Annotated in this window: 20 protein-coding genes; 5 read left to right on the top strand and 15 right to left on the bottom strand. The window is 67.6% G+C overall.

What is annotated here, in order from left to right; genetic code table 11:
* Nucleotides 1-9: 9 nt before the first annotated feature.
* Genes ligA through K1X59_RS09610 form a run of 3 tightly spaced genes read right to left on the bottom strand, consistent with a single transcriptional unit; the run spans nucleotide 10 to nucleotide 4662 of the window.
* On the bottom strand, nucleotides 10-2343 hold the full coding sequence (ligA, locus tag K1X59_RS09620) for an NAD-dependent DNA ligase LigA (protein ID WP_220174169.1): 2334 nt from the start codon (nucleotides 2341-2343) through the stop codon (nucleotides 10-12).
* 39 nt (nucleotides 2344-2382) lie between these two features.
* Nucleotides 2383-3480, bottom strand: a complete 1098-nt coding sequence (gene mnmA, locus K1X59_RS09615) for a tRNA 2-thiouridine(34) synthase MnmA (protein ID WP_183152632.1) — start codon at nucleotides 3478-3480, stop codon at nucleotides 2383-2385.
* 9 nt (nucleotides 3481-3489) lie between these two features.
* Entirely contained in the window at nucleotides 3490-4662 is a 1173-nt protein-coding gene (locus K1X59_RS09610; RefSeq protein WP_220174168.1) for a cysteine desulfurase family protein, read from the bottom strand.
* A 100-nt stretch (nucleotides 4663-4762) separates the two neighbouring features.
* On the opposite strand from K1X59_RS09610, the gene glgX reads away from it, so the two are divergent.
* The 3 genes from glgX to glgB all read left to right on the top strand — a co-directional run bounded on the left by glgX (nucleotide 4763) and on the right by glgB (nucleotide 11173).
* Nucleotides 4763-6835: a glycogen debranching protein GlgX gene (gene glgX, locus K1X59_RS09605; RefSeq protein WP_183152631.1), complete on the top strand. Its 2073-nt coding sequence runs from the start codon at nucleotides 4763-4765 to the stop codon at nucleotides 6833-6835.
* Between the two features lie 91 nt (nucleotides 6836-6926).
* A complete protein-coding gene (locus K1X59_RS09600) occupies nucleotides 6927-8972 on the top strand; it encodes an alpha-1,4-glucan--maltose-1-phosphate maltosyltransferase (RefSeq protein WP_183152630.1) in 2046 nt (681 codons plus the stop codon).
* Nucleotides 8969-11173 carry a 1,4-alpha-glucan branching protein GlgB gene (gene glgB, locus K1X59_RS09595; RefSeq protein ID WP_220174167.1) on the top strand — a complete coding sequence of 735 codons (2205 nt, stop codon included), beginning with the start codon at nucleotides 8969-8971 and terminating at the stop codon, nucleotides 11171-11173. The genes K1X59_RS09600 and glgB overlap by 4 nt, the downstream gene beginning before the upstream one ends.
* A 29-nt stretch (nucleotides 11174-11202) precedes the next feature.
* Here the strand turns inward: glgB and K1X59_RS09590 are convergent, their stop codons facing one another.
* Both K1X59_RS09590 and K1X59_RS09585 read right to left on the bottom strand, forming a co-directional pair.
* A complete protein-coding gene (locus K1X59_RS09590) occupies nucleotides 11203-12126 on the bottom strand; it encodes a tetratricopeptide repeat protein (RefSeq protein WP_183152629.1) in 924 nt (307 codons plus the stop codon).
* The gene (locus K1X59_RS09585; RefSeq protein WP_183152628.1) at nucleotides 12123-14063 is read right to left on the bottom strand and encodes a glycosyl transferase; all 1941 of its coding nucleotides are present in this window, start codon (nucleotides 14061-14063) and stop codon (nucleotides 12123-12125) included. The genes K1X59_RS09590 and K1X59_RS09585 overlap by 4 nt, the downstream gene beginning before the upstream one ends.
* Nucleotides 14064-14243: 180 nt before the next feature.
* Here K1X59_RS09585 and K1X59_RS09580 point away from each other — a divergent pair, with 180 nt between their 5' ends.
* Nucleotides 14244-15305: an AI-2E family transporter gene (locus K1X59_RS09580; protein ID WP_183152627.1), complete on the top strand. Its 1062-nt coding sequence runs from the start codon at nucleotides 14244-14246 to the stop codon at nucleotides 15303-15305.
* A gap of 12 nt (nucleotides 15306-15317) precedes the next feature.
* Here K1X59_RS09580 and K1X59_RS09575 read toward each other — a convergent pair whose 3' ends face one another.
* The 9 genes from K1X59_RS09575 to rpsB form a co-directional block, all read right to left on the bottom strand.
* Complete coding sequence (locus K1X59_RS09575) at nucleotides 15318-16034, bottom strand: alpha/beta hydrolase (protein WP_183152796.1); 717 nt, start codon at nucleotides 16032-16034, stop codon at nucleotides 15318-15320.
* A gap of 2 nt (nucleotides 16035-16036) precedes the next feature.
* A complete protein-coding gene (locus tag K1X59_RS21260; protein ID WP_244632564.1) occupies nucleotides 16037-16324 on the bottom strand; it encodes a hypothetical protein in 288 nt (95 codons plus the stop codon).
* Nucleotides 16325-16333: 9 nt separating this feature from the next.
* Nucleotides 16334-17005 carry a transglycosylase SLT domain-containing protein gene (locus K1X59_RS09570; RefSeq protein WP_244632563.1) on the bottom strand — a complete coding sequence of 224 codons (672 nt, stop codon included), beginning with the start codon at nucleotides 17003-17005 and terminating at the stop codon, nucleotides 16334-16336.
* Nucleotides 17006-17071: 66 nt separating this feature from the next.
* The gene (locus tag K1X59_RS09565) at nucleotides 17072-17650 is read right to left on the bottom strand and encodes a DivIVA domain-containing protein (RefSeq protein WP_183152625.1); all 579 of its coding nucleotides are present in this window, start codon (nucleotides 17648-17650) and stop codon (nucleotides 17072-17074) included.
* Complete coding sequence (locus K1X59_RS09560) at nucleotides 17650-18792, bottom strand: phosphatidate cytidylyltransferase (RefSeq protein WP_183152624.1); 1143 nt, start codon at nucleotides 18790-18792, stop codon at nucleotides 17650-17652. The genes K1X59_RS09565 and K1X59_RS09560 overlap by 1 nt, the downstream gene beginning before the upstream one ends.
* A 5-nt stretch (nucleotides 18793-18797) precedes the next feature.
* The gene (gene frr / locus K1X59_RS09555) at nucleotides 18798-19352 is read right to left on the bottom strand and encodes a ribosome recycling factor (protein ID WP_029263480.1); all 555 of its coding nucleotides are present in this window, start codon (nucleotides 19350-19352) and stop codon (nucleotides 18798-18800) included.
* A 68-nt stretch (nucleotides 19353-19420) separates the two neighbouring features.
* Complete coding sequence (gene pyrH, locus K1X59_RS09550; protein ID WP_017830711.1) at nucleotides 19421-20137, bottom strand: UMP kinase; 717 nt, start codon at nucleotides 20135-20137, stop codon at nucleotides 19421-19423.
* Between the two features lie 92 nt (nucleotides 20138-20229).
* Nucleotides 20230-21057 carry a translation elongation factor Ts gene (tsf, locus tag K1X59_RS09545; RefSeq protein ID WP_183152623.1) on the bottom strand — a complete coding sequence of 276 codons (828 nt, stop codon included), beginning with the start codon at nucleotides 21055-21057 and terminating at the stop codon, nucleotides 20230-20232.
* A gap of 43 nt (nucleotides 21058-21100) precedes the next feature.
* A complete protein-coding gene (gene rpsB / locus K1X59_RS09540; protein ID WP_183152622.1) occupies nucleotides 21101-22042 on the bottom strand; it encodes a 30S ribosomal protein S2 in 942 nt (313 codons plus the stop codon).
* Nucleotides 22043-22471: 429 nt separating this feature from the next.
* On the opposite strand from rpsB, the gene K1X59_RS09535 reads away from it, so the two are divergent.
* Complete coding sequence (locus tag K1X59_RS09535) at nucleotides 22472-22864, top strand: murein hydrolase activator EnvC (RefSeq protein ID WP_258567202.1); 393 nt, start codon at nucleotides 22472-22474, stop codon at nucleotides 22862-22864.
* 21 nt (nucleotides 22865-22885) lie between these two features.
* Here the strand turns inward: K1X59_RS09535 and K1X59_RS09530 are convergent, their stop codons facing one another.
* Nucleotides 22886-23788 (bottom strand): tyrosine recombinase XerC, encoded by a 903-nt coding sequence (locus K1X59_RS09530; protein WP_183152620.1) that lies wholly within the window; start codon nucleotides 23786-23788, stop codon nucleotides 22886-22888.
* Between the last annotated feature and the right edge of the window lie 139 nt (nucleotides 23789-23927).

Here is a 23927-nt window from a genome sequence, read left to right as displayed (position 1 = left end):
GGGTGACGATCACACCCCGTCGGTCACGGGCGGGAGCGCGTCGGGCCCCTGCGTCACCAGGATGTGGAACTGTGCGGCGTCGAGGATGCGGAGCCCGAGCTCCTCGGCCTTCGCGAGCTTCGAACCTGCCCCCGGACCCGCTGCGACGTAGTCGGTCTTCTTCGACACGCTGGACGCGGCTTTCCCGCCGGCGTTGATGATGGCCTCCTGCGCGCCGTCGCGCGTGTACCCGTCGAGGGAACCGGTCGCGACGACGGTGAGTCCCTCGAGCACACCTCCGGCGGCGACGGCGGCACCGGGGCCGGGGTGGCCGGGCGTCGTCCATTGCACGCCCGCGTCGGCCCACCGCTGCACGATGTCCTGATGCCAATCGACCTCGAACCAGGCGAGCAGCGAGTCGGCGATGATGCCGCCCACTCCCTCGACCGCGGCGAGTTCCTCTCGCGATGCGGTCCGGATCGCGTCGAGCGAGCCGAACCACTGGGCGAGAGCCCGCGCGGCGACCGGGCCCACGTGACGGATGTTCAGGGACACGAGCAGACGCCACAGATCCTTGGTCTTCGCCTTCTCCAACTCGGCGAGCAGCGTGAGCGCCTGCGACGACGGCTGAGGCCCCTCGAGACCCGCCTTCTTCTCGGCCGCCGTGGGATTCCGACGGAACGGGGCACGCGTCTTCACGAGCCCGTCTTCGTCTTCTTTGGGCAGCCCGGTCTCGGCGTCGCGGACGAACAGCTCGATGGGTACGAGCTCGTCGAGCGTGAGCGCGAAGAGTCCCGCCTCCGTCTCGAGCGGAGGCACCGCAGGAGACGTCGGCTGCGTCAGCGCGGCTGCGGACACCTCGCCGAGCGCCTCGACATCGAGGGCGCCCCTGGAGCCGATGTGCTCGACACGTCCGCGGACCTGCGCAGGACAGGACCGGGCGTTCGGGCACCGCAGGTCGATGTCGCCCTCCTTCATCGCCCGGAGGGGCGTTCCGCACTCGGGGCACTCGGCTGGCATGACGAACTCCCGCTCGCTGCCGTCGCGCTTGTCCACCACCGGACCGAGCACCTCCGGTATCACGTCGCCTGCCTTGCGGAGGACGACGGTATCGCCGATCAGAACCCCCTTCGCCTTGACGACGTCCTTGTTGTGCAGGGTGGCCTGGCGGACGACGGACCCCGCGACGTGTGCGGGCGCCATCACGGCGAACGGTGTCGCGCGACCGGTGCGCCCGACCGAGACCACGATGTCGAGCAGCGTGGTCTGCACCTCCTCGGGCGGATACTTGAAAGCGATCGCCCAGCGGGGCGCACGGCTGGTCGCCCCGAGTTCGTCGTGCAGCTCGAGTTCATCGACCTTGACGACGATGCCGTCGAGCTCATGTTCGATGTCGTGACGGTGTTCGCCGAAGTACTCGACGAACTCCACCACCTCGTCGATCGTGCGGCACACCTTGCTGTGCGGACTCGTGGGCAGGCCCCACTCCGCAAGCAGGTCGTACACCTCGCTCTGCGCAGCGACAGGAGGATCGGCCCATGCCCCGACGCCGTGCACATAGAGCGCGAGCGACTCGATGCGCAGCAACCCGGCCTCGAGCTCGAGGCCGTTCTTCTTGTCGATCTGCTGACGAAGGCCACCGCTCGCCGCATTGCGAGGGTTCGCGAACGCAGGGAATCGGCGAGCGGCCGCCGTGCGCGCCTTCTCCTCGTCGAACGGCTTCTTCGCGCCACCGCGTGACTCCCACCGCTCGAGCGCATCGGCGTACGCGCGGTCGCGGAAGGCCGCCTGCGCCGCGTTGAGCCGCTCGAATGCGGCGACGGGGATGAACACCTCGCCGCGCACCTCGACGATCTCGGGGTGGCCTTCTCCTCTCAGACGTTGAGGGATCTCCGGGAGGCGCAGCGCGTTCTCGGTGACGATCTCGCCGACGCGACCGTCACCACGGGTCGCGGCTGAGGTCAGGACCCCGTTCTCGTAGCGGAGGTTGATCGCGAGCCCGTCGATCTTCAGCTCCGTGAGCCAGGCGACCTCTCGCCCCGCAGACGCCTTCGTCTTCGCCGCCCACTCCCGCAGTTCATCGACCGAGAAGACGTTGTCGAGACTGAGCATGCGCTCGGCATGCTCGATCGTCGCGAGGCCCGTTGCCTCTGCCGCTCCGACCATCTGCGTCGGCGAGTCCTGCCCCTGAAGCTCGGGGTGCAGACGCTCGAGCTCCTCCAGGCGGTGCATCCACCCGTCGTAGGTGAAGTCGTCGACGATCGAGGTGTCGTGGCCGTAGTAGGCCTCTTTCGCATCGAGGATGCGAGTGGTCAGCTCGTCGGCTTCGATTCGGGCGTCTTCCAGCGAGATGTTCTCCGGCACTCCGTCAGTCTACGAGCGGGTACGGACACTGCAGAGGATCTACGCGCCGACGGGCACAGCCGACACCGTCGTGTCGATCGTGAACTGTCCGAGCACACGCGTGCCGATGTAGAGGACCGCGGTCTGCCCGGGCGCAACGCCGTCGAGCGGCACGTCCGGAGTGACCCGGACACCCGAGTCCGACACCACAGCCCGCGCGGCCACCGGTTCCGCATGAGCGCGGATCTGCACGTGACATTCGAAGGACGACTCTCTCGGCGCCGCTCCAGCCCAGCTGAACCGCTCCCCTGCGATCTCGGCGATCGCGAGCGCCTCCTTGGGGCCGACGACGACGGTGTTCGAGACGGGGCGCACCTCGAGGACGAACCGCGGTTTGCCGTCGGCCGCGGGAATGCCCAGCTTGAGACCGCGCCGCTGACCGACCGTGAACGCGTGTGCGCCCTCGTGCGCACCGACGACCTCACCCGTGCGATCCACGATCTCGCCCGTGGCCGTTCCCACCTTCTCGGCGAGCCAGCCGCGCGTATCACCATCGGGGATGAAGCAGATGTCGTGGCTGTCCGGCTTCTGGGCGACGCTGAGGCCGCGCGCTTCGGCCTCAGCGCGCACGAGGGCCTTCGAAGGAGTGGTCCCCAGCGGGAAGTAGGTGTGTGCGAGCTGCTCTGCCGTCAACACTCCCAGGACATAGGACTGATCCTTGGCATTGTCAGAGGCGCGGTGCAGCTCGAGGCCGTCGGGCCCGTCGATGAGAGTCGCGTAGTGTCCGGTGCACACCGCGTCGAACCCGAGTTCGATCGCCCGCTCGAGCAGCGCGGCGAACTTGATCTTCTCGTTGCAGCGCATGCACGGGTTCGGGGTGCGACCGGCCTGGTACTCCGAGATGAAGTCCGCGATCACGTCGTCGCGGAACCTCTCAGAGAAGTCCCACACGTAGAACGGGATGCCGAGCATGTCGGCGGCGCGACGGGCGTCGAGCGCGTCTTCGATCGTGCAGCATCCGCGGCTTCCCGTGCGCAGGGTTCCGCCGGCCCGGGAGAGCGCGAGATGCACGCCGACGACGTCGTGCCCCGCCTCCACGGCCCTGGCAGCCGCGACGGCGGAATCGACACCACCGCTCATGGCCGCAAGGATCCGCATGACACCAGTCTACGAGCGTGCGCCTGTGCCGGCGCCGGATGCGCGGGCGTAGGTGTCCGCGATCACGGCGAGCACAGCATCGACGTCGGCGTCGGTCGAGGTCCGGCCGAGCGAGAACCGGAGCACGCTGCGCGCGTCCCGTTCGCTTCGTCCCATCGCCATGACCACATGCGAGGGTTCGGCGACGCCGGCCTGGCAGGCCGACCCCGTCGACGCGGCCACACCCGCGACATCGAGCAGGAACAGCAGGCTCTCCCCCACCGCGCCGGGGAAGAGCAGGTGCGCGTTCCCCGGGAGGCGGTCGGTCTGGTCGCCCAGGAGCACGACGTCCGGCACAGCGGTCCGGATGCCGCTCACGAGTCGGTCACGCAGGGTGCGCAGTCGACGCCCCTCCTCCTCGCGCTCGACCTCGGCGAGCTCGAGCGCGGTGGCGAAGGCCGCGGCACCGGGGACATCCTGCGTCCCGGCACGCAGCCCTCGCTGTTGTGCACCGCCGCGCAGCAGTGCCGTCAGGCGCGCCGTCCGTGCGGTCACCAGCGCCCCGACGCCGACGGGTGCGCCGATCTTGTGCCCGGCGAGACTCATCGCGACGAGTCCGACGCCCGGGCCCGCCTCTCCCCGCAGAGCACGGAACGACAGCGGAAGATGTCCGAGAGCGGCGACCGCATCGAGGTGGAGCGGGACATCGGCCCCGGCGGCGGCCCGAGCGAGCGACGCGGCTTCGTTGATCGTGCCCGCTTCGTTGTTCGCGACGAGTGCGGTGGCGAGGGCCGCCCCCGCGAGCTGCCCCTCGAACTGCGCCGGGTCGATCCGCGCCTGCTCCGTCACCGGGACCCGCCGCAACTCCGCGCCGTCATCGACGAGACCCGCCGCAGTGTCCATCGTCGCGTGATGCTCGGCATCCGGCAGCACGATCGCCGATGTGCCGTTCGCGCGCGTGCCACAAGCCCTGCAGCGCGAGGTTGATCGACTCCGTGCCCCCGACGTGAACACGATCTCGATCGGCTCGGCATCCAGCACGGCTGCGGCGCGCTCGCGCGACTCCTCCAGCAGGCGCCGGGCGTCCTGTCCCGCGGCGTGCGTCGATGAGGCGTTGCCGACGGTCTCGGACGCATGCAGCCAGGCATCGCGCGCTTCCGGGCGCAGCGGCGTGGTCGCTGCGTGATCGAGATAGTGCCGCATCCTTCGATTCTCTCGCGAAACGGCGGCGTGGGGGGTCGCACGTCGGGAACCCGGTACCGGCTGTCATGAGACGGCAACACATCGCGCCTAGTGTGTACTCATGCCCGTGTCCCGAGACCTCGCCGCGCCCGGCGGCTCAGCCCTCGACAACCTCGGCGTCCGTCTGCACGACGGCGTCGGAACGCTGCGCGTCTGGTCGCAGAACGCCTCGTCCGTGGAGCTGGTGGTCTTCGATGCCACCGACCTCGATTGGGCGACGGACGAAGTGCCTCTCGAACGCCTGGCTGGCGGCGTCTGGGAAGTCACCACGGCGCTGCTCCAGCCCGGGGTCCGCTACGCCGTCCGCGTGGGTGGTCCGCACGGACCCGGCAACACCTTCAACCCCGAGACGCTGCTCCTGGACCCTTACTCCCGCGGCCTCGCCCAGGGTGACGGCTACGAGGAATGGCGATCCGTCGTCATCGTGGACGGCTTCGACTGGGGAGAGTCAAGGAAGCCACGCGTGCCCCTCGACCGCACTGTCATCTATGAAGGACATCTCAAGGGCCTCACCAAGCGGCACCCCGACGTTCCCCCGGCGCTGCACGGCACATACGCCGGTCTCGCCCATCCCGCGATGATCGCGCATTTCCGCTCGCTCGGGATCACATCGATCGAGCTTCTCCCCGTGCATGCCTTCGTCCCGGAGCCCCGCCTTCTCGAGCGTGGGCTGACCAACTACTGGGGGTACAACACCCTCAACTTCTTCACTCCGCACACCGCCTATGCCACGGAGGATGCCCGCAAGGAAGGTCCGGAGGCCGTGCTCGCCGAGTTCAAGGGCATGGTGCGCCTGTTGCACGAGGCCGGACTCGAAGTGATCCTCGATGTGGTGTACAACCACACCTCTGAGGAGGGCATCGGCGGCCCCCGCTCGAGCCTGCGGGGCATCGACAACGCGAACTACTACCGCCAGGACGAGTCCGGCGTCTACGTCGACACCACGGGCTGCGGGAACACCCTCAACACCGCGACCGATGCCGGGGCGCGACTGGTGCTGGACTCGCTCCGCTACTGGGCACAGGAGATGCAGATCGACGGCTTCCGGTTCGATCTCGCCACGGCGATCGCGCGGGACGACACTCACACGTACACGCCCGACCACCCGCTCCTCGCTGCCATCGCGGCGGATCCGATCCTCGCCGAGACCAAACTCATCGCCGAACCGTGGGACGTCGGCCTCGGCGGTTGGCAGACCGGGAACTTCCCGGCGGGCTGGCACGAGTGGAACGATCGCTACCGCGACCGGGTGCGCAACTTCTGGCTGAGCGACATCGACTACGCACGACGCGCATCGGCGCCCGTGGGCATCGGCGGGTTCGCCACCCGCCTCGCCGGATCCTCCAACACGTTCAGCGAGGATCGGGGCCCGCTCGCCAGCGTGAACTTCGTCACGGCTCACGACGGTTTCACCCTGCACGACCTGGTGTCGTACGACGTGAAGCACAACGAGGCGAACGGAGAGCAGAACCGCGACGGCGCCGACATGAACCGCGCCTTCAACCACGGCATCGAGGGGCCGACCGACGATCCGACGATCCTGGCAGCGCGGCGAAAGGCCATGCGGAACCTCCTCGGCACTCTCCTGCTCTCGGCAGGCATCCCGATGCTGACGGCAGGAGACGAGGTCGGACGCACGCAACGTGGCAACAACAACGCCTACGCGCAGGACTCCGCGCTGACGTGGCTCGCCTGGGAGTTCGAACCGTGGCAGGAAGACCTCCGCGCTCACGTCTCCCGCCTCATCCGGCTCCGGCAGGACAACCCGGCGCTCCGACCCAGCCGCTACGCACGCCTCGGCGAGCACATCCCCAACGCCTCCGTCATGGACTGGTACGACCAGAACGGCGAGACGATGGAACAGGGACAGTGGGCGGACCCCGGCAACCGCACGCTGCAGTACGTCGCCGCATCCACTCCGGACACCGAGGCGTACAACCGTATCCTGCTCATCGTGCACGGCACCGAGTCTCCGATCGACGTGCGTCTGCCCGACGAGATCGAGGATGCGACGCGCTTCGTGTCGTTGTGGTCGAGTGCTCTGGAGCGCCCGACCGATGAGGAGGAGGTCTTCGCACCTGGTGATGTCCTCCCGGTGTCCGGTACCTCGATGAGGCTCTTCCGCGTCGAGTGAGACCCGCGCCGACGCACCGCGCCGCGCGCTACCCGTGACCTCCTCCGCGCGGTACATTCGGGATGTGCCTGCACGTGCTGGAACTCGGTCCATGACTCTCCGGAGTCCCTCTCAGATCCCGCCGCGCGCCGCGGATGACGCCGATACGCCCGGCGTACTCCGGACGACGCGCATACCCCTGCTGCAGCCATCGCCCGCTGTGCCAGGCGGGTTCACGCCCAAGGCCTTCGTCGGCGAAGTCGTCCCGTTCAGCGTGACCTCGTTTCGAGAGGGCCACGACATCATCGGTGTACACGTCCGGCTCACGTCGCCGTCCGGCGAAGAGACTCTTCATCGACTCTCGCCGCGTGACGACGGCACCGACACCTGGTCGACGGACATCGCTCTCGACGAGCAGGGCGCGTGGCGGTTCCGGTTCGAGGCCTTCTCTGATGACTTCGCGACCTGGGCGCACGCCGCCGAGCTCAAGGTGAGAGCGGCGGTCGACGTGCCCGTCATGGCGGCCCTCGGGGCCGATCTGCTCGCTCGGGCGGCCACCGAGAAGGACCGTCCCGCCGCGCAACGGAAGCACTTGGGCGACGTCGCTCTGGCGCTGCGCAGCGGCAAGGCCGACACGACGCTCGCCGTCTCGACGGATGCGCGACTCGTGCAGATCTTCCGCGAACGTCCTGTGACGAGCCTGCGCTCCGCCTCCTCCGATCAGACGGTGAACGTGGATCGCCTCGCGGCGGGAACCGGCGCCTGGTACGAGTTCTTCCCGCGGTCGGAAGGCGCCCGTCGCCTGAAAGACGGCACCGTGAAAAGCGGGACCTTCCGCACGGCTATGAAGCGCCTCCCCGAGGTCGCAGCGATGGGGTTCGACGTCGTCTACCTGGTGCCCGTCCACCCGATCGGCACCACCCATCGCAAGGGGCGCAACAACACTCTGGTCGCTGAGCCCGGCGACCCCGGCTCCCCTTACGCGATCGGATCCGCAGCGGGCGGCCACGATGCGATACACCCCGACCTGGGCACGCCGGCAGACTTCCGCGCGTTCGTCCGCGCAGCACAGAAGGAGGGGCTCGAGGTCGCCCTGGATCTCGCGCTCCAGGCATCCCCGGACCACCCGTGGGTCAGCGCACATCCCGAATGGTTCACGACGCTCCCCGACGGCACGATCGCTTTCGCGGAGAACCCCCCGAAGAAGTACCAGGACATCTACCCCCTGAACTTCGACAACGATCCGGAGGGGATCGCCGCAGAGATGTTGCGGATCGTGCAGCACTGGGTCGGTCAGGGGGTGAAGATCTTCCGCGTCGACAATCCGCACACCAAGCCTCTGCAGTTCTGGGAATGGCTCATCGCAGAAGTGAACGCGGTCGATCCCGACGTGATATTCCTCGCCGAGGCATTCACCCGACCAGCCGTGATGCGCGCACTCGCCGCCGTGGGCTTCCAGCAGAGCTACAGCTACTTCACCTGGCGCAACACCAAGACAGAGCTCGAAGAATTCCTCACCTCCGTGTCGCACGAGACAGCCGACTACATGCGTCCGAACCTCTTCGTGAACACGCACGACATCCTGACCGAGTACCTGCAGTTCGGCGGAAGGGCCGCGTATCGTATCCGCGCCTGCATCGCGGCCACGGCCGGTCCGGTGTACGGCGTGTATGCGGGATATGAGCTGTTCGAGAACGTGGCGCGTCCCGGCTCCGAAGAGAACATCGACAACGAGAAGTACGAGTACAAGTTCCGGGACTGGAACGGCGCAGAGGCGCGAGGCGAGTCCCTCGCGCCGTTGCTCCGCCGTCTCAACGAAATCAGGCGAGACCACCCGGCGCTGCGGCAGCTCCGCACCTTCTCGACGCACTGGAGCGACGACGACGCCGTGCTCGTCTACAGCAAGCACCTCGACGCGCCCTTCACCGGGACCGGTCGTGCAGACACCATCATCGTGGTCGCCAACGTCGATCCGCACTCGGTGCGCGAGACGACCGTCCACCTCGACACCACGCGATGGGGTGTGCCGCTCGGCGATCGGTTCGAGGTGGAAGATCTCCTCACCGGGGCGGTGTGGACCTGGAGCGACCACAACTACGTGCGGCTCGACGCCTTCGCCGAGCCGGTGCACATCCTGAAGGTGAGGGAGCGATCATGAGTTACGCGGAAGACGTCGCGGCATCCACCGAGTGGGAGGCGATCGCCGCGGCGACCCACCATGACCCGCACTCCGTGCTCGGTGCACACGCCCGCAAGGACGCCGCCGATCGCACGGTGACGGTGATCCGCGTGCGACGCCCACTCGCCGCGCAGGTGGCCGCGGTGTTCGGCGACGGCAGCAGGCTCGAACTCGCGCACGTCGCGCACGGGATCTGGGAGGCGCAGCATGTCGGTCCCCCGCTGCCGTACCGGGTCGCGACGAAGTACGCCGACCACGAGGAGACCCTCTCGGGCGACCCCTATCGTCATCGCCCCACTCTGGGCGACCTGGACCTGCACCTGATCGCGGAAGGACGACACGAGCGGCTCTGGGAGGCGCTGGGAGCACACCCGCGGACGCTCGACGGCGAGCAGGGCACCTCGTTCGCGGTCTGGGCGCCCGACGCCACCGCCGTCCGCGTCGTCGGCGACCATGACGACTGGAGCGGCGAGGCGCACGCGATGCGCTCCATGGGGGTGAGCGGCGTCTGGGAGTTGTTCATCCCCGACCTCCCGATCGGCACGCGGTTCAAGTACCAGATCCGCACGCGGGACGGAGCGTGGATCCTGAAGGCCGACCCCATGGCTCTCGCCGCCGAGGTTCCGCCGAACACGGCATCCGTCGTGACCGCATCGTCGTATGCGTGGTCGGACGGGGCGTGGATGACCCGCCGCGCGGCGACCCACGCCGTCGCGCAGCCCTTGTCGGTCTACGAGGTCCACGTCGGCTCATGGCGCGAGGGACTCGGGTACCGCGAGCTCGCAGCGCCGCTGATCCAGCACGTGACGGATTCAGGGTTCACCCACGTGGAGTTCATGCCCCTCGCCGAGCACCCGTTCGGCGGTTCCTGGGGCTACCAGGTCAGCGGGTACTACGCTCCGACGAGCCGATTCGGCTCCCCCGATGATCTGCGCTACCTGATCGACCGCCTCCACCAGGCCGGCATCGGCGTGATCATGGACTGGGTGCCGGGACACTTCCCCAAGGATGCCTTCGCGCTGGCGCGCTTCGACGGCCAGGCGCTGTACGAGCATCCGGATCCCCGCCGAGGGGAACATCAGGACTGGGGAACGCTCATCTTCGACTACGGGCGACCGGAGGTCCGCGGCTTCCTCGTCGCCAACGCCCTCTACTGGCTCGAGGAGTTCCATGTGGACGGGTTGCGCGTCGACGCCGTCGCCTCGATGCTGTACCTCGATTACTCCAGGGCCGCCGGCGAGTGGGAGCCGAACATCCACGGCGGCCGCGAGAACCTCGAAGCGATCCGCTTCCTGCAGGAGGTCAACGCGACCGCGTACCGACTGCATCCGGGGATCATGATGATCGCGGAAGAGTCGACGAGCTTCCCCGGCGTCACTGCACCCACCGATCACGCCGGTCTGGGCTTCGGGTTCAAGTGGAACATGGGCTGGATGAACGACTCGCTCCAGTACATCGCGCGCGACCCGATGTACCGTTCGCATCACGAGGGAGAGATGACCTTCTCGTTCGTCTACGCGTTCGGCGAGAACTACCTGCTTCCCATCAGCCACGACGAGGTCGTGCACGGAAAGGGAAGCCTTCTCGCGAAGATGCCAGGCGATCACTGGCACAAGCTCGCGAACACGCGTGCGTACCTGGCCTACATGTGGGGTCACCCGGGAAAGAAGCTCCTGTTCATGGGGCAGGAGTTCGGGCAGCTCGCCGAGTGGTCGGAGGCGCGCCAACTGGACTGGTGGCTCCTCGACCAGCCGTCGCACGCACAGCTTCAGGACTTCGTCGGCGCGTTGAACCGCACCTATCGCGCCCAGGCGCCACTGTGGGAGCGCGACAACGAGGCTTCGTCATTCCGTCGGCTCGGCGCACCGACCTGGGATCCGTCCGTGATCGCCTTCGAGCGACGTGACGCGCACGGAGGTCGACTCGTCGTCGTCAGCAACTTCGCAGGCACGGAGCTGACGGCACACCCGCTCGAGCTCCCGCGTGAGGGCGTCTGGCAGGAGGTGCTCAACACCGACGCCGCCGAGTACGGGGGCCGCGGGTCCGGCAACCTGGGCATGGTGTACGCCGGATCCGCAGACGGCGGGAGTCCGACAGCCACCATCACGCTGCCCGCGCTGACGACTCTGTGGCTGCGCCACCAGTCCGACCCGCACGTGCCGACCGTGAATCACGGCTGACGACCCTCTGCTCTGCCGCCCGACGCGTTCTAGAACAGCAGCGACGACAATCGGTTGCGGGCGGACACCACGCGCGGATCGGCGGCGCCCACCAGGCCGAACAGCTCGATCAGCCGCTCTCGCACGGGCGTGCGCTCCTCAGACGGCAGCTGCGCGAACAGGTCGAGCAGACGGGCGAAGGCGTCTTCGACATGTCCACCCGAGAGATCGAGGTCGGCCACGTCGAACTGCGCCTGCACATCGAGGGGCGCCGCAGCTGCCGCATCGCGCGCCGCCTGGAGGTCGAGTCCCTGCACGCGGTCGAGCAGACGCACCTGACCGAGCCCGGCGCGAGCATCCTCGTCGCGCGGGTTCTCTGCGAGCGCCTTCTCGTATGCGCGGATCGCGGCCGCGTAATCGCCGGTCTCGATCGCCGCGAACGCCTCGGCATGCAACGGCGGCAGTTCCGGCTCGGCGGGAGCGGCCGGAGCCTCTCCTTGCTCCGCGACCGACAGCGAACCCGTGACACCGTTCTGCGCAGCGACCTGCAGCAGCTGGGCGAACACGTCGCGCACCTGCTGCTCCGGCACCGCACCGGTGAACATCGGGACGGGCTGGCCAGCGATCAGCGCCACGACCATCGGGATCGACTGCGCGCGGAAGCTCTGCGCGAGCTGCGGGTTCGCGTCGACGTCGACCTTGGCGAGCAGGACGCGCCCCTGGAGCTCGCGCGTCACCTTCTCGATGATGGGGCTGAGCTGCTTGCACGGCCCGCACCACTCGGCCCACAGGTCCACCACGACCGGAACGGTGCGGGAGAGCTCGAGTATCTGACCGAACGTCTCATCGGTCGCATCCACCACGACGTCCACGACATTCGGTGCCGGGGATCCCTCGGCCGACGACGCAGGACGATTGCGCAGGCTTGACAGGTCGACCGCGCCGCGCAGCGCGGACGGAGAGATTTCACTCATTTGATCACCTTCACCGAGAGGAGGTCCTGGTGCACAGCCAGGAGCCTGATCTGCTCCGTCGATCCCTGTGCGGGGACGGAGAAGAAGAGCTGGAATTCGTAGGTCGTCTCGACGCCCTTCGCCGACTCGGTCGCACCCGTCAGAGCCTTGGCCTGTGCGTTGTCACCGAACCGGATGACCACATCCGAAGCCGTGGGCGTCACCGTCTCGGTGTCGGTCATCGAGATCGCCACGATCGCGCCGCTGTCCAGGGTCGTCATGGAGATCGGCTCGGCCGTCGTCGGAGCCATGTCGAATGCGGCTTTCGAGGTCTTGGATGCGCCCTTGTCCGCCAGACCCTGCACGACGGCCTGGCGGCTGTCCTTGATGGACTGAGCGAGGTTGAGCGAGAGGTCGTCGAACAGCCCGTAGAACTCGCTCGACTCCCCCGCATCGACGACGTCGGCGAAAGCGGGAGCGAGCTCTGCCGGGGGGACTGTCAGGAAGGCGGAATCGGAGGGCACGAGCGACGTTCCGAGCCAGGTGGCGGCGACATCGGGGAACACGGCATCCGCCGACATCTCGGCCATGTTGCTGACCTTGTAGTTCGCCCACGGGTCAGCCTGGGTCATCATGAGCAGCACGGGAGGAACCGTGTCGTCGCCCGTGCTCTTCGAGAGCATGAGCACCGTGCGCGGCCAGCGATCGGTCGCTTCGGGCAGCACCACCTCGAAGTCGTCGGTCGGAATCGCTGCGGGAGGAGCCGTGTCCGGCAGCTTGGTGCGCAGTGCATACTCGGTGGTCCGCGCCGCGAGAGCCGGGCCGTCCAGACGCGTCGCCGCAAGGTCGGCGTCGCGAGCGGTATCGGCTTCGACCAGAGTGTCGGAGACCGTCTGGAGGATGCGCTTGGCCTGCGCCTCCGTGACAGCAGGCGGCTTCTGGTTCTCGGGAGCGATCACCGTGGGACTGGGTGAAGGAGACGCCGAGACGTCGCCCAGCTGCGGCCAGGATTCAGCGGAGCATCCCGCGGCGAGGAGCGCCGTGAGGCCGAGCGCGGGAATCACGAGCAGTCTGCGGCGGCGAGCAGGCCGAACCGCACGCATGGCGTTCTTCGAATCGGATCCCTTGGTGTCGTCCACGATCTCCGCGTCCTCGATCTCGGTGTCGCGCACCTCGTCTCGCTCGGCAGGAGCCGGGGAATCGGGCTTCTCCTCGGGCGCCTCGATCGCCGCCCGCTCTTCCGGCGGGAGCACGGCGACGTCGATCGGTTCGGTCACCGGAAGCGGGCCGGGGCCCTTGCGGCGGGGACCACGTCCGCGGCGCTGATGGCGGATCGCGAGGACGTACAGGATGAGGCCGACGAGGAGAACGAGCCCACCGGCGACCATGAGCGGACCCGCCCACGGAGTGGTGTTGTCCAGCGGCCAGGACACGACGATGTCGTCGGGTGCGTCCTGGGTTCCGTCATAGGCGATCAGCATGCTGGTCCCCTCGGGGAGCTGCATGTTGTCGGCGACGAGGCGGTTCTCCTTGTCGAAGGAGTCCAGCCACAGATCCGAGCCTCGAGGATCGCGTCCGGCGGTCTCGTCCGTCGGCGCTTCGCCATCACCGCCATCGGCCTGATCCGAGGACTCCTGCGCAGTGACGTGCTCGACGACGAACTCTCCGTCGTCGTCGACGGTGACGTGGTTGTAGTCGGAGTCGGCGAGCCATGCCTGCATGTCTGCGGTGCGGCCGTAGCTGCCGAAGACATCGCCTTGGCCGCGAACGATGAGCGTCTGTGCGCCGGGGTTCGTCCTGAGCACGTCGCCGTCAAGCAGGACGAAAGGCGCCGGTTCATCGATCGCGACTTGCGTCTGCTGCGAATCGGGCCCGATGAACAGGGTGCGCTGGGCGATCCCGGCCCCGATGAGCACCGCAGCCAGCACGAAGGCCACCACGGCCCATACGAAACGCACGAATAGTCTCCTCACGCATCACGGACATCCACCCGCGACGCAACACTCGACATTTCAGACTAGCGAAATCACCTGTGTGTTGCCCACGAGCAGATGCAGTGCGGGCAGGATCGGCACGTCGCCGACCTCGCGGAGGAGCACCTCGATACCCTTGCTGAATCCGTTTCGAGGAGTCGACAGATGAAGATCCACAATCCCTTCCGCACTGCCCTGGTGGCGACTCTCGGCGTGGGATTGGGCATCCTCCTCATCAGCAGTGTGCAGACGTTGTCGAGCGTCCTGCTCTACGTCGGCACCGCGCTGTTCCTGAGTCTGGGACTCGACCCACTCGTCTCCTTCCTCGAACGTCGCAGACTCCCCCGCTGGCTGGCCGTGCTGGTCACGATCCTCGCGGTCCTCGCGGTGTTCGGCGGGATCGTGCTGATCATCCTCCCGGTGCTCGTCGACCAGATCTCGCAGCTGATCGCGCAGATCTCGGCGATCGTCTCCCGGGGGAACCTGATCCCCGATCTCAAGGAGTGGATGCAGGACACCTTCCCGAACCTGCTGGTCGACGACGTGTTCACCTACGTGACGGACTGGCTGACGACGAACCTCGCCGAGATCGGTGGTTCCATCGGCCAGGGAGTCCTCGTCGCCAGCGGCGCCGTTCTCAGCGGACTGTTCGGCGCCTTCATCGTCCTCATCCTGACGATCTACCTGACGGCTTCCACCCCGTCGCTCAAGCGGGCCGTGTACCAGCTGGCACCGGCGTCGAAACGCGATCGCTTCATCGACCTGTCGGAGCAGATCACCGATTCCGTGGGCTACTACGTCATGGGCCAGGTCACCCAGGGCGTGATCAACGGCGTGCTCAGCGCGATCTACCTCACGATCATCGATGCCCCGTTCCCGGCGGTCCTGGCGATCATCGCGTTCTTCTTCTCGCTGATCCCGCTCGTCGGCACCCTCACCGGTTCGACGATCATCGTCCTGGTGTGCCTGATCCCGGGTCTGGGTTCTCCCGGCATCGCGATCGCCGCAGCCATCTACTACCTGATCTACATGCAGATCGAGGCGTATGTGATCTCCCCGCGCATCATGAGCCGGGCCGTGGCCGTGCCCGGCGCCGTCGTCGTCGTCGCAGCTCTCGCCGGGGGAAGTCTGCTCGGACTCCTGGGTGCGCTCATCGCGATCCCGGTGGCAGCGAGCATCCTGATCCTCTACCGGCAGGTGCTCATCCCGCGCATGAACGAGTTGTGAACCGGGAACTGCTCAATCGACCGGCGGCCAGTGCGTGGCCAGGGGCAGCGCTGAGGGGTTGACCGCCGCGACGATCTCGGTGAGAACCCGCCGCGTCTGCGACTCCCCCACCCACAGATGCTTGCCCCCTTCCACCGCGATCAGCTGCGCATGCGGAATGGATGCGAATCGCTCACGGGCCTCCGCCGGACGCAGATAGTCGTCCAGTTCCGGGACGAGCACGACGACCGGCACTTCGCTATCGGCCCATGCCGCGACCTCCGCATCGGTGGCCCGGTGCAACGGCGGGGAGAGCAGGATGATGCCCTCGATGGCGTGCTCCCTGCCGTATTTCAGAGCGAGCTCCGTGCCGAACGACCATCCGAGCAGCCAGGGGCGCGGAAGGGAACGCTCCTGCACGAAGTCCATCGCCGCGGCGACATCGAGCCTCTCCGCAGCGCCGCCGTCGAACGCTCCGTCGCTCGTGCCGCGAGGGGACGTCGTTCCCCGGGTGTTGAACCGCAGGACCGCCAGATCAGCGAGCGCAGGCAGCCGAGCCGCCGCCTTGCGGATGATGTGCGAGTCCATGAACCCGCCCGCTGTCGGGAGCGGATGCAGGGTCACCAGAGTCGCCTCGGGCGTCGCGCCCTCCGGCAGAGCGAGTCCACCGACCAGGGTGAGACCATCCGCGGTGACCAGTTCGATGTCCTCACGCACCGCCGGGAGTTCCAGGGGTCCTCGGATCTCCATGCTCATGCCATCCTCCAGCAGTGTGTGTGCCAGTGCCGCCGAGCGGCGAGGTCCGCCGCATCGCCCAAGACGCCGTCAGCCCGCCACGCCACGAGGTGAGCCGTGCCTGCCTCGATCTGTCGCCCGCACCCCGGACACAGGTAGTCCTTCTGCGCCTGCGCGGCGGAGACGGGCTGCACCGTCCACTCACTGCCGCGTCGGGTCTCGGATCGCTTCCATCCGGCGAGCAGTCGGTCCAACGAGTCGTCGGTGTCAGGGCGCGCCGGAGGGCGTCTGCGGGAGCGTGGCATCGCGCCTGCTCACCACCAGTGGTTGTTGGTCCAGAAGTTGTACGCGCCGGCCCAGCTGCCGTACCGTCCCGTGGCGTATCCCGTGGCCCACCGCAGGTTGTCGACGGGGTTGTACCCGTTGCCTGGCACCTTGCTGCACGGCAACGCCTGCACGAGGCCGCAGGCACCGGACGACGAGTTCGTCGCGTTCGGGTTCCACCCGCTCTCTCGCGACACGATGTAGTCGACGTACTGCCAGTCGCTCTGAGCGATACCCGCCGCGGCCATCCACTCCGCGGGTGCTCCCCCACCGGAGTACGGGGGCAGCGAGGAACCGCCGGAGGAGCCGCCCTTGGAGGTCGACGCCACCGTCGGCGCGGGCTTCGGCTTGGGCTTCGGCTTGACGTACACCTCGAAGGTGCCGCGCTCGACCGGGGTGATGGCCGCTCCGCTCACGGTGACCGTGAGGTTCTGCGTGTCTGCGAGGGCCAGCGAATACGCGGAATCGGGAGCATCCGCCTGCACGGGCTCCGCGAGTGCCACTCCCGTCGGTGCGACGAGCGCGCCGGCGAATCCGACGACGGCGAGGGCGCTGAACACACTGACGACTCCGCGGCGGCGTGACCACCGCCGGGCATCGGAGCGCGCCGAACTCACCTTCGCTGCGGGCACCGGCGAAGAGACGCTTCTTTCGAGATTCATGTCGTTTCGGGAGTTCACGATGAGGGACAGTCTACGCAAAGACAGCTGGATCGACCATCAGGAAGCTCAACGCACAGCGAGAATGACCTCGATCGTGGCGTCCAAGAGCGCGTCGACCTGCTCCTCGCGGTACCCACCGCGTTGCATTCTGAAAGCTGCCGAGCGGAGCTGTTCGGCACTCAGAGCATCGCCGTCGCGGAGGTAGCGCACGATCCGTGTCGACACATGATCGACTTCATCCATGCGGTAGCCGAAGGTGAGGACGCCGGTTCGAGCGAAACGATGCCGCTGCGGTCGAGCCAGATGATCGAGGATGACCTGCGCGTCCGCTCGCGCCTGCTCGACCCAGGCACCGGCTCCCTGAGTGCGCACCACACGCTCGCGCTCCCGTGCTGCGAAGGCGTCTTCCACCCGCCCGAGAGCGGCATCCACGTCCGCGACGACGTAGCCTCCCTTGACGAGCGGGAACGAGGCCGTGCGCACATCCTCAGCGCCGAGTTCTTCGTTCCCGGCTTCGAAAGCTCTCCGCGCGGAGGCGAGGAACGTGTCCACTGCCGCCCGGTGGTATCCGCGCTCACGCCCCGACGTCAGCGCGAACGCCGGCGGCGTCTGCGTCGCGGGCTCCACGAGTCGATCATCGGTCATCACAGCACCACCCAGGGAGAGAGGAGGAAGTAGAGGCAGAGCGCCGGGATCGTGGAGGGAAGGATGCTGTCGAGCCGATCGAGCAGGCCGCCGTGCCCCGGCAACCAGGAGCTCATGTCCTTGATGCCGAGATCGCGCTTGAGCATCGACTCGCCGAGGTCGCCGAGCGTCGCCGACAGCAGGATGGACACGCCGAAGATCAGCCCCGCCCACCAGGGGAGCTCGAGGAGGAAGATCGCCAGGAGCACGCCCGCGATGAGCGAGGCGACCACGGCGCCACCGAATCCCTCCCACGTCTTCTTGGGACTGATCTTCGGAGCCATCGGATGCCTGCCGAAGGCGAGTCCCGCCGCATAGGCACCCGTGTCAGCCGCGACGGCGATGGCGATGAAGCTGAGCACCCACCATTGACCGCCCTCCTGCTCGAGGAGGATGAGGGCGACTCCGGCGAGGAACGGCACGTAGACCTGCACGAAGCCGCTGATGACGGCATCGCCGAGCACGTCGCCGTACGTACGACCGTCCTTGGCGACCATCTGAGCGATGAGGCGCCACACGATGACGAAGGCGACCGCGACGAACAGCATCACCCAGGAGAGCCATGGTTCCGCGAAGTACGCGGAGAGCACGAGGAAGGCCGCAGCTATGAGTTGTGGAACGACATCGACCCGTCGCCCGGACGCCCGCAGCGCCCGAGACAGCTCGTATACACCGAGCAACGCGGCGGCGAGGGCGAACGGCACGAAGAGCGCCTTGATGAACAGCAGCGACCCGAGCAGTGCCGCCCCGAAGGCGAGACCGATGAGGATCGCGAGAACGAGGTCTCGTCCCGTGCGCTCCTTGATCCGCTCGTTGGCCTGGTCGATCTGGTCGCGGGCATGCGAGACGTGGGTGCCCAGCTCGTCCCTCGCCGCACGCCACTGCTCGCGGATCGCGTTGTGGTCGGCGGTGTCGAGCGGTCCGGCGGCCAGCGCCGGGGCGCCGGCAGACGAGGGAAGAGGCGGACGCGGCGGGATCGCTTCCGCGTCGAATGACGGGAACGCCTCGTCCGCGAGCGGGACGCCGTCGGGCAGCGTGTCGTCACGCGCCTCACGGCGCGTCACCGGCCTGCCGTCGTCGGCTTCTCGCTTTTCGTCAGTCATCCTGACTACACCTCGAGGAGTTCGGCCTCTTTGCGCTTCAGCGCGTCGTCGATGAGGTCGACGTGCTGACGCGTCAGGCCGTCCAGCTCCTTCTCGCCGCGCGCGATCTCGTCCTCGCCGAGTTCGCTCTTGAGAGCGTCCAACTCGTCCTTCGCCTTGCGACGGATTCCGCGGACGTGCACCTTCGCGTCTTCGGCCTTCGTCTTGACGAGCTTCACGTACTCCTTGCGCCGCTCCGCGGTCAGCTCCGGCATCGTGACACGGACGAGATTACCGTCGTTCGTCGGGTTGACCCCGAGGTTCGGCATGTCGCGGATGGCCTGCTCGATCGCCTTCAGCGCCGACTTGTCGTACGGCGTGATGATGAGGGTACGAGCCTCCTGATTGGCCAGCGAAGCGAGCTGAGCGATCGGCGTGGGGGTGCCGTAGTAGTCGACGAGCACCTTCTGGAACATCTGCGGGTTCGCACGACCGGTGCGCACCGTGGAGAAGTCCTCCTTGGCAGCTTCGACCGCCCTGTTCATACGAGTGGTGGTTTCAGCGAGGACGTCCGCGATCACGGTGACTCCTATCGTCGGGGTGTTCTGCAAATTCTATCGGGCGAAGCCGTCTCCGCCGTGTCACACGCTCAGGCGGTGACGAGGGTGCCGATCGGCTCGCCGAGCAGCGCACGGGTGACGTTGCCTGCGGGCTCCATGCCGAACACCCGCATGTCCATGCTGTTGTCCATGCAGAGGCTGAAGGCTGTGGAGTCGACGACCTTGAGGCCACGCTGCAGGGCGTCACGGTAGGTGACGCGTTCGATGCGCTCCGCGTCGGCGTGCTTGTTCGGGTCGGCGGTGTAGATCGCGTCGACGCCGTTCTTGGCGACGAGGACCTCGTCTGCGCCGATCTCGAGCGCACGTTGCGCTGCCACGGTGTCGGTGGAGAAGTAGGGCAGACCGGCGCCCGCGCCGAAGATCACGACGCGGCCCTTCTCCAGGTGACGCTCGGCGCGACGCGGGATGTAGGGCTCTGCGACCTGGGTCATCGAGATCGCCGACTGCACGCGCGTCGCTGCCCCGGCCTGCTCGAGGAAGTCCTGCAGAGCGAGGGCGTTCATGACGGTGCCGAGCATGCCCATGTAGTCGGCACGTCCGCGATCCATGCCACGCTGGCTGAGCTCCGCGCCGCGGAAGAAATTGCCCCCGCCGACGACGATCGCGACCTCGACGCGGTCGACGGCCGCGGCGATGTCGCGGGCGATCTGAGAGACCACGTCAGGGCTCACACCCAGCTGTCCGGCCCCGAAGGCCTCGCCGGAGAGTTTGAGAAGGACGCGGCGGCGTCCGGTGCGTTCAGTCATGGGTGGGTGTCCTCTCGTCCCGATTCAAGATAGTGCCTCGTGGGCATGAAGAAGGGGTTCGGATCTTGGCGATCCGAACCCCTTCGACGTTGCTACGCGCCGACCTTGAAGCGCGCGAAGTCCGTCACGGTGATACCGGCGTCCTTCGCGACCTGGGCGACAGAGAGCTTGTTGTCCTTGGCGTAGTCCTGCTCGAGCAGGGCGACCTGCTTGATGAACGCGGAAACGCGACCTTCGACGATCTTCGGGAGAGCCGCTTCCGGCTTGCCCTCGTTGCGGGAGATCTCGGTGACGATCTCGCGCTCCTTCTCGACGGCGTCGGACGGGACATCCTCGCGGGACAGGTAGGACGGGTTCGCGAACGAGATGTGCTGCGCGATGCTGCGCGCGGTCTCGGCGTCGTCACCCGAGTAGGCGACGACGACGCCGATCTGCGGCGGCAGGTCCTTGCTGGTGCGGTGCAGGTAGACCTCGACCTTGTCGCCGGTGATCGTGCGCACGCGGCGCAGCTCGACCTTCTCGCCGATGATGGCGGCCTCTTCCGAGATGACCTGCTCGACGCTCTTGTCACCGGCGGATGCGGCGAGGGCGGCGTCGACCGAGTCGGCCTTGACCGCTGCGGCGGCGTCGGCGACCTTGTCGGCCAGCGCGATGAAGCGCTCGTTCTTCGCGACGAAGTCGGTCTCGCAGGCGAGTTCGATGAGCGTCACGGCGCCGTCCTGCTCGCGAGCGACGATCAGTCCCTCGCTGGTGGAGCGGTCAGCGCGCTTCGCGTTGCCCTTCGCACCCTTGAGACGCAGGATCTCGGTGGCCTTCGCGACGTCTCCGTCGGCCTCCTCGAGCGCCTTCTTGGTGTCGACCATTCCCGTGCCGAGCTGCTCACGCAGCGCCTTGAGGTCAGCGATGGTGAAGTTGGCCATGTGTGGTGGCTCCTTGCTTCGTTATGTATGTGTGTACGAGGGATTACTTGGCGTCTGCAGCCTCGGCAGCGGCGACCTCGGCGGTCTCCTCACCGGAAGCGGCGGCGATCGCCTCGTCGTGCGCCTCGGCACCGGCCTCATCGGCAGCGGTCTCGTCGGCAGCAGGCGTCTCGACGACAGCAGCCGCGTCGTCGGCGGTCACGATCTCGGCGGCGTCGGCGGACTCCTCGACCGGGGTCTCGAGCAGTTCCTTCTCCCACTCGGCCAGCGGCTCTGCGTCGCCCGACTCCGGGTTGTGCTTCTGCTGAAGGCCCTCGGCCGCAGCGTCGGCGATGATACGCGTGAGCAGCGACACGGAGCGGATCGCGTCGTCGTTGCCGGGGATCGGGTACTGGAAGTCGTCCGGATCCGCGTTGGTGTCGAGGATGCCGATCACCGGGATGCCGAGCTTCTTGGCCTCGTCGATCGCGAGGTGCTCGCGCTTGGCGTCGACGACCCAGATGGCCGACGGCGTCTTCGTGAGGTTGCGGATACCACCGAGGGACTTGTGCAGCTTGTCGAGCTCGCGCTTCTTGAGAAGCAGCTCCTTCTTCGTGAAGCCGCTGTTCGCCGGGGTCTCGTAGTCGAGCTCCTCGAGCTCCTTCATGCGTGCGAGACGCTTGGAGATCGTCTGGAAGTTGGTGAGGAGTCCACCGAGCCAGCGCTGGTTCACGAAGGGCTGGCCGACGCGGGTGGCCTGCTCGGCGAGGATCTCCTGCGCCTGCTTCTTGGTGCCGACGAAGAGGATCGTGCCGCCGTGTGCGACGGTCTCCTTGACGAAGTCGTAGGCCTTGTCGATGTAGCCGAGCGACTGCTGGAGGTCGATGATGTGGATGCCGCTGCGCTCCGTGAGGATGAAGCGCTTGACCTTCGGGTTCCACCGACGGGTCTGGTGTCCGAAGTGCACGCCGCTGTCGAGCAGCTGGCGGATGGTGACCACAGCCATGGTCGTCTCCTGGTTCTGGCGCGATTCTGCGCCCTTGAGGTTGTCAAGCCGATCGGATGATCGGACTTCCTGGTGCCCGGCGCACACCCGCCTCCTCGGAGAGAAGGACCTGTGGATGTGGATGCCGCGAATGAATCGCTGTGGGCACGCGTAGTCACCCCGATATCGAGGTGCTCCCCCAGCATACAGGATGGCGCGGCTTCACTCCCCCTGCACTGCCCGTGGCACGTGGGTCTTCTCCCTCCGCCCCGTTCTCGGGCTGGCGTCGACGGATCGGTCGCTCCCTCGGCGCCAGAGGATGGCCTCGTGCCTTCTCTCGTTCGAGCGCTGTCCGCATGCGCAATCGCCGTCGTGCTGTGCCTCACCTCCCCCACCCATGCACCCGCCGCGTCGGTCGCGTCCGGGAGCCTCCCGCAGTGGAGGTGGCCGGTGGCAGGGGCGCATGTCGTCACGCAGCCCTATCGCGCCCCGGCGAGCGAATACGGTGCAGGCCACCGTGGCATCGATCTGGGCACCTCGATCGGGGCGGAGGTTCGCGCACCTGCCGACGGAGTCGTGGCGTTCCGCGGCACCGTGGTGGATCGGCCTCTCCTGACCATCGCCCACGCTGACGGACTCGTGTCGACGTACGAACCACTGGGATCGTCGCTCGAGCCCGGCGACTCTGTCGCTGCCGGCCAGGACATCGGGACCGTCGACGTGGGCGGGCATACCTCGCCGGGTTCCCTCCACGTCGGGGTGAGGCGCGACGACGCGTACATCAATCCGATGCTGCTCTTCGGCGGTGTTCCCCGCGCGGTGTTGCTCCCCTGCTGCACCTGACCCGCGGCCGATGGGTGCGGATCACGCGCGCGGGTGAGCCAGCCGGTACGTGGCCGTCAGACGCTCTGCGGACACATGGGTGTAGATCTGCGTGGTCCCGAGACTCGCGTGACCGAGGATCTCCTGCACCGCTCTCAGATCCGCACCGCCGTCGAGGAGGTGCGTTGCCGCGGTGTGTCTGAGCGCATGGGGCCCGATCGTCTCGGCGCCGACGATCGGCGCGAGGACACGCGCGACGAGCTGATACACCGTGCGCGGGCCGATTCGCGCCCCGCGGCTTCCCAGGATCACGGCGGGTGTGAAGCTCTTCGACCGCGCCACGAGGGCTGGCCTCCCGCGACTCAGATAGGCATTCAGCGCATCGCGTGCGGGGACGCCGAAGGGGACGATGCGCTCCTTCCCGCCCTTGCCCAGCACGCGGGCGGTTCCCCGGTCCAGGTCGAGGTCGTCGATGTCGAGGCCGCAGAGTTCCGACACACGCACGCCAGAGCCGTAGAGCACCTCGAGGATCGCATGATCCCGCAGAGCGATCGGATCGCCGGCTTCTGCCGCGGCCCGGTGCGCGTCGAGCAGAGTCGTCATGGCGTCACGGGAGGCGATCGTCGGCAGGGTGTGCCCCTTCTTCGGGGCGATGAGCCGCAGACTCGGGTCGTGCGCGATCAGCCCTTGTTCCTGCGCCCACCGGAAGAAGGACCGCGCGGCCGCGGATCGCCGCGCGAGTGTCGATCTCGCATCCCCCCGTTGCGTCGCACGCCACAGCCAGTCTCTGAGAGTCTCGAGGTCGATCTCTTCGAGAAGCATGCCGTTCGCCGCGGCGTGCAGGTCGCGCAGGTCCGACCGATACGCCTTCGCGGTCGCCGGAGAGAGCCGACGCACCCTCTCGAGGTGATCGACGAACGCCTCGGCAGCGACCGCGAGATCCATGCCTCCAGCTTGCCCCGTGACCGATTCGGACCCCCGCAGCCTCGCCGGAGTGGGGTCGTGACCCCGGGGCAGGGTGACTCTCCGGATGGGTGATGCGCTGGTCGCGGCTCGTGACCCTACATCTCGGTCGCGACGGCAT

Source organism: Microbacterium sp. Se5.02b, from assembly GCF_019464375.1.
Classification (GTDB): Bacteria; Actinomycetota; Actinomycetes; order Actinomycetales; family Microbacteriaceae; genus Microbacterium.
This window is presented reverse-complemented; position numbering and strand designations above follow the sequence as displayed.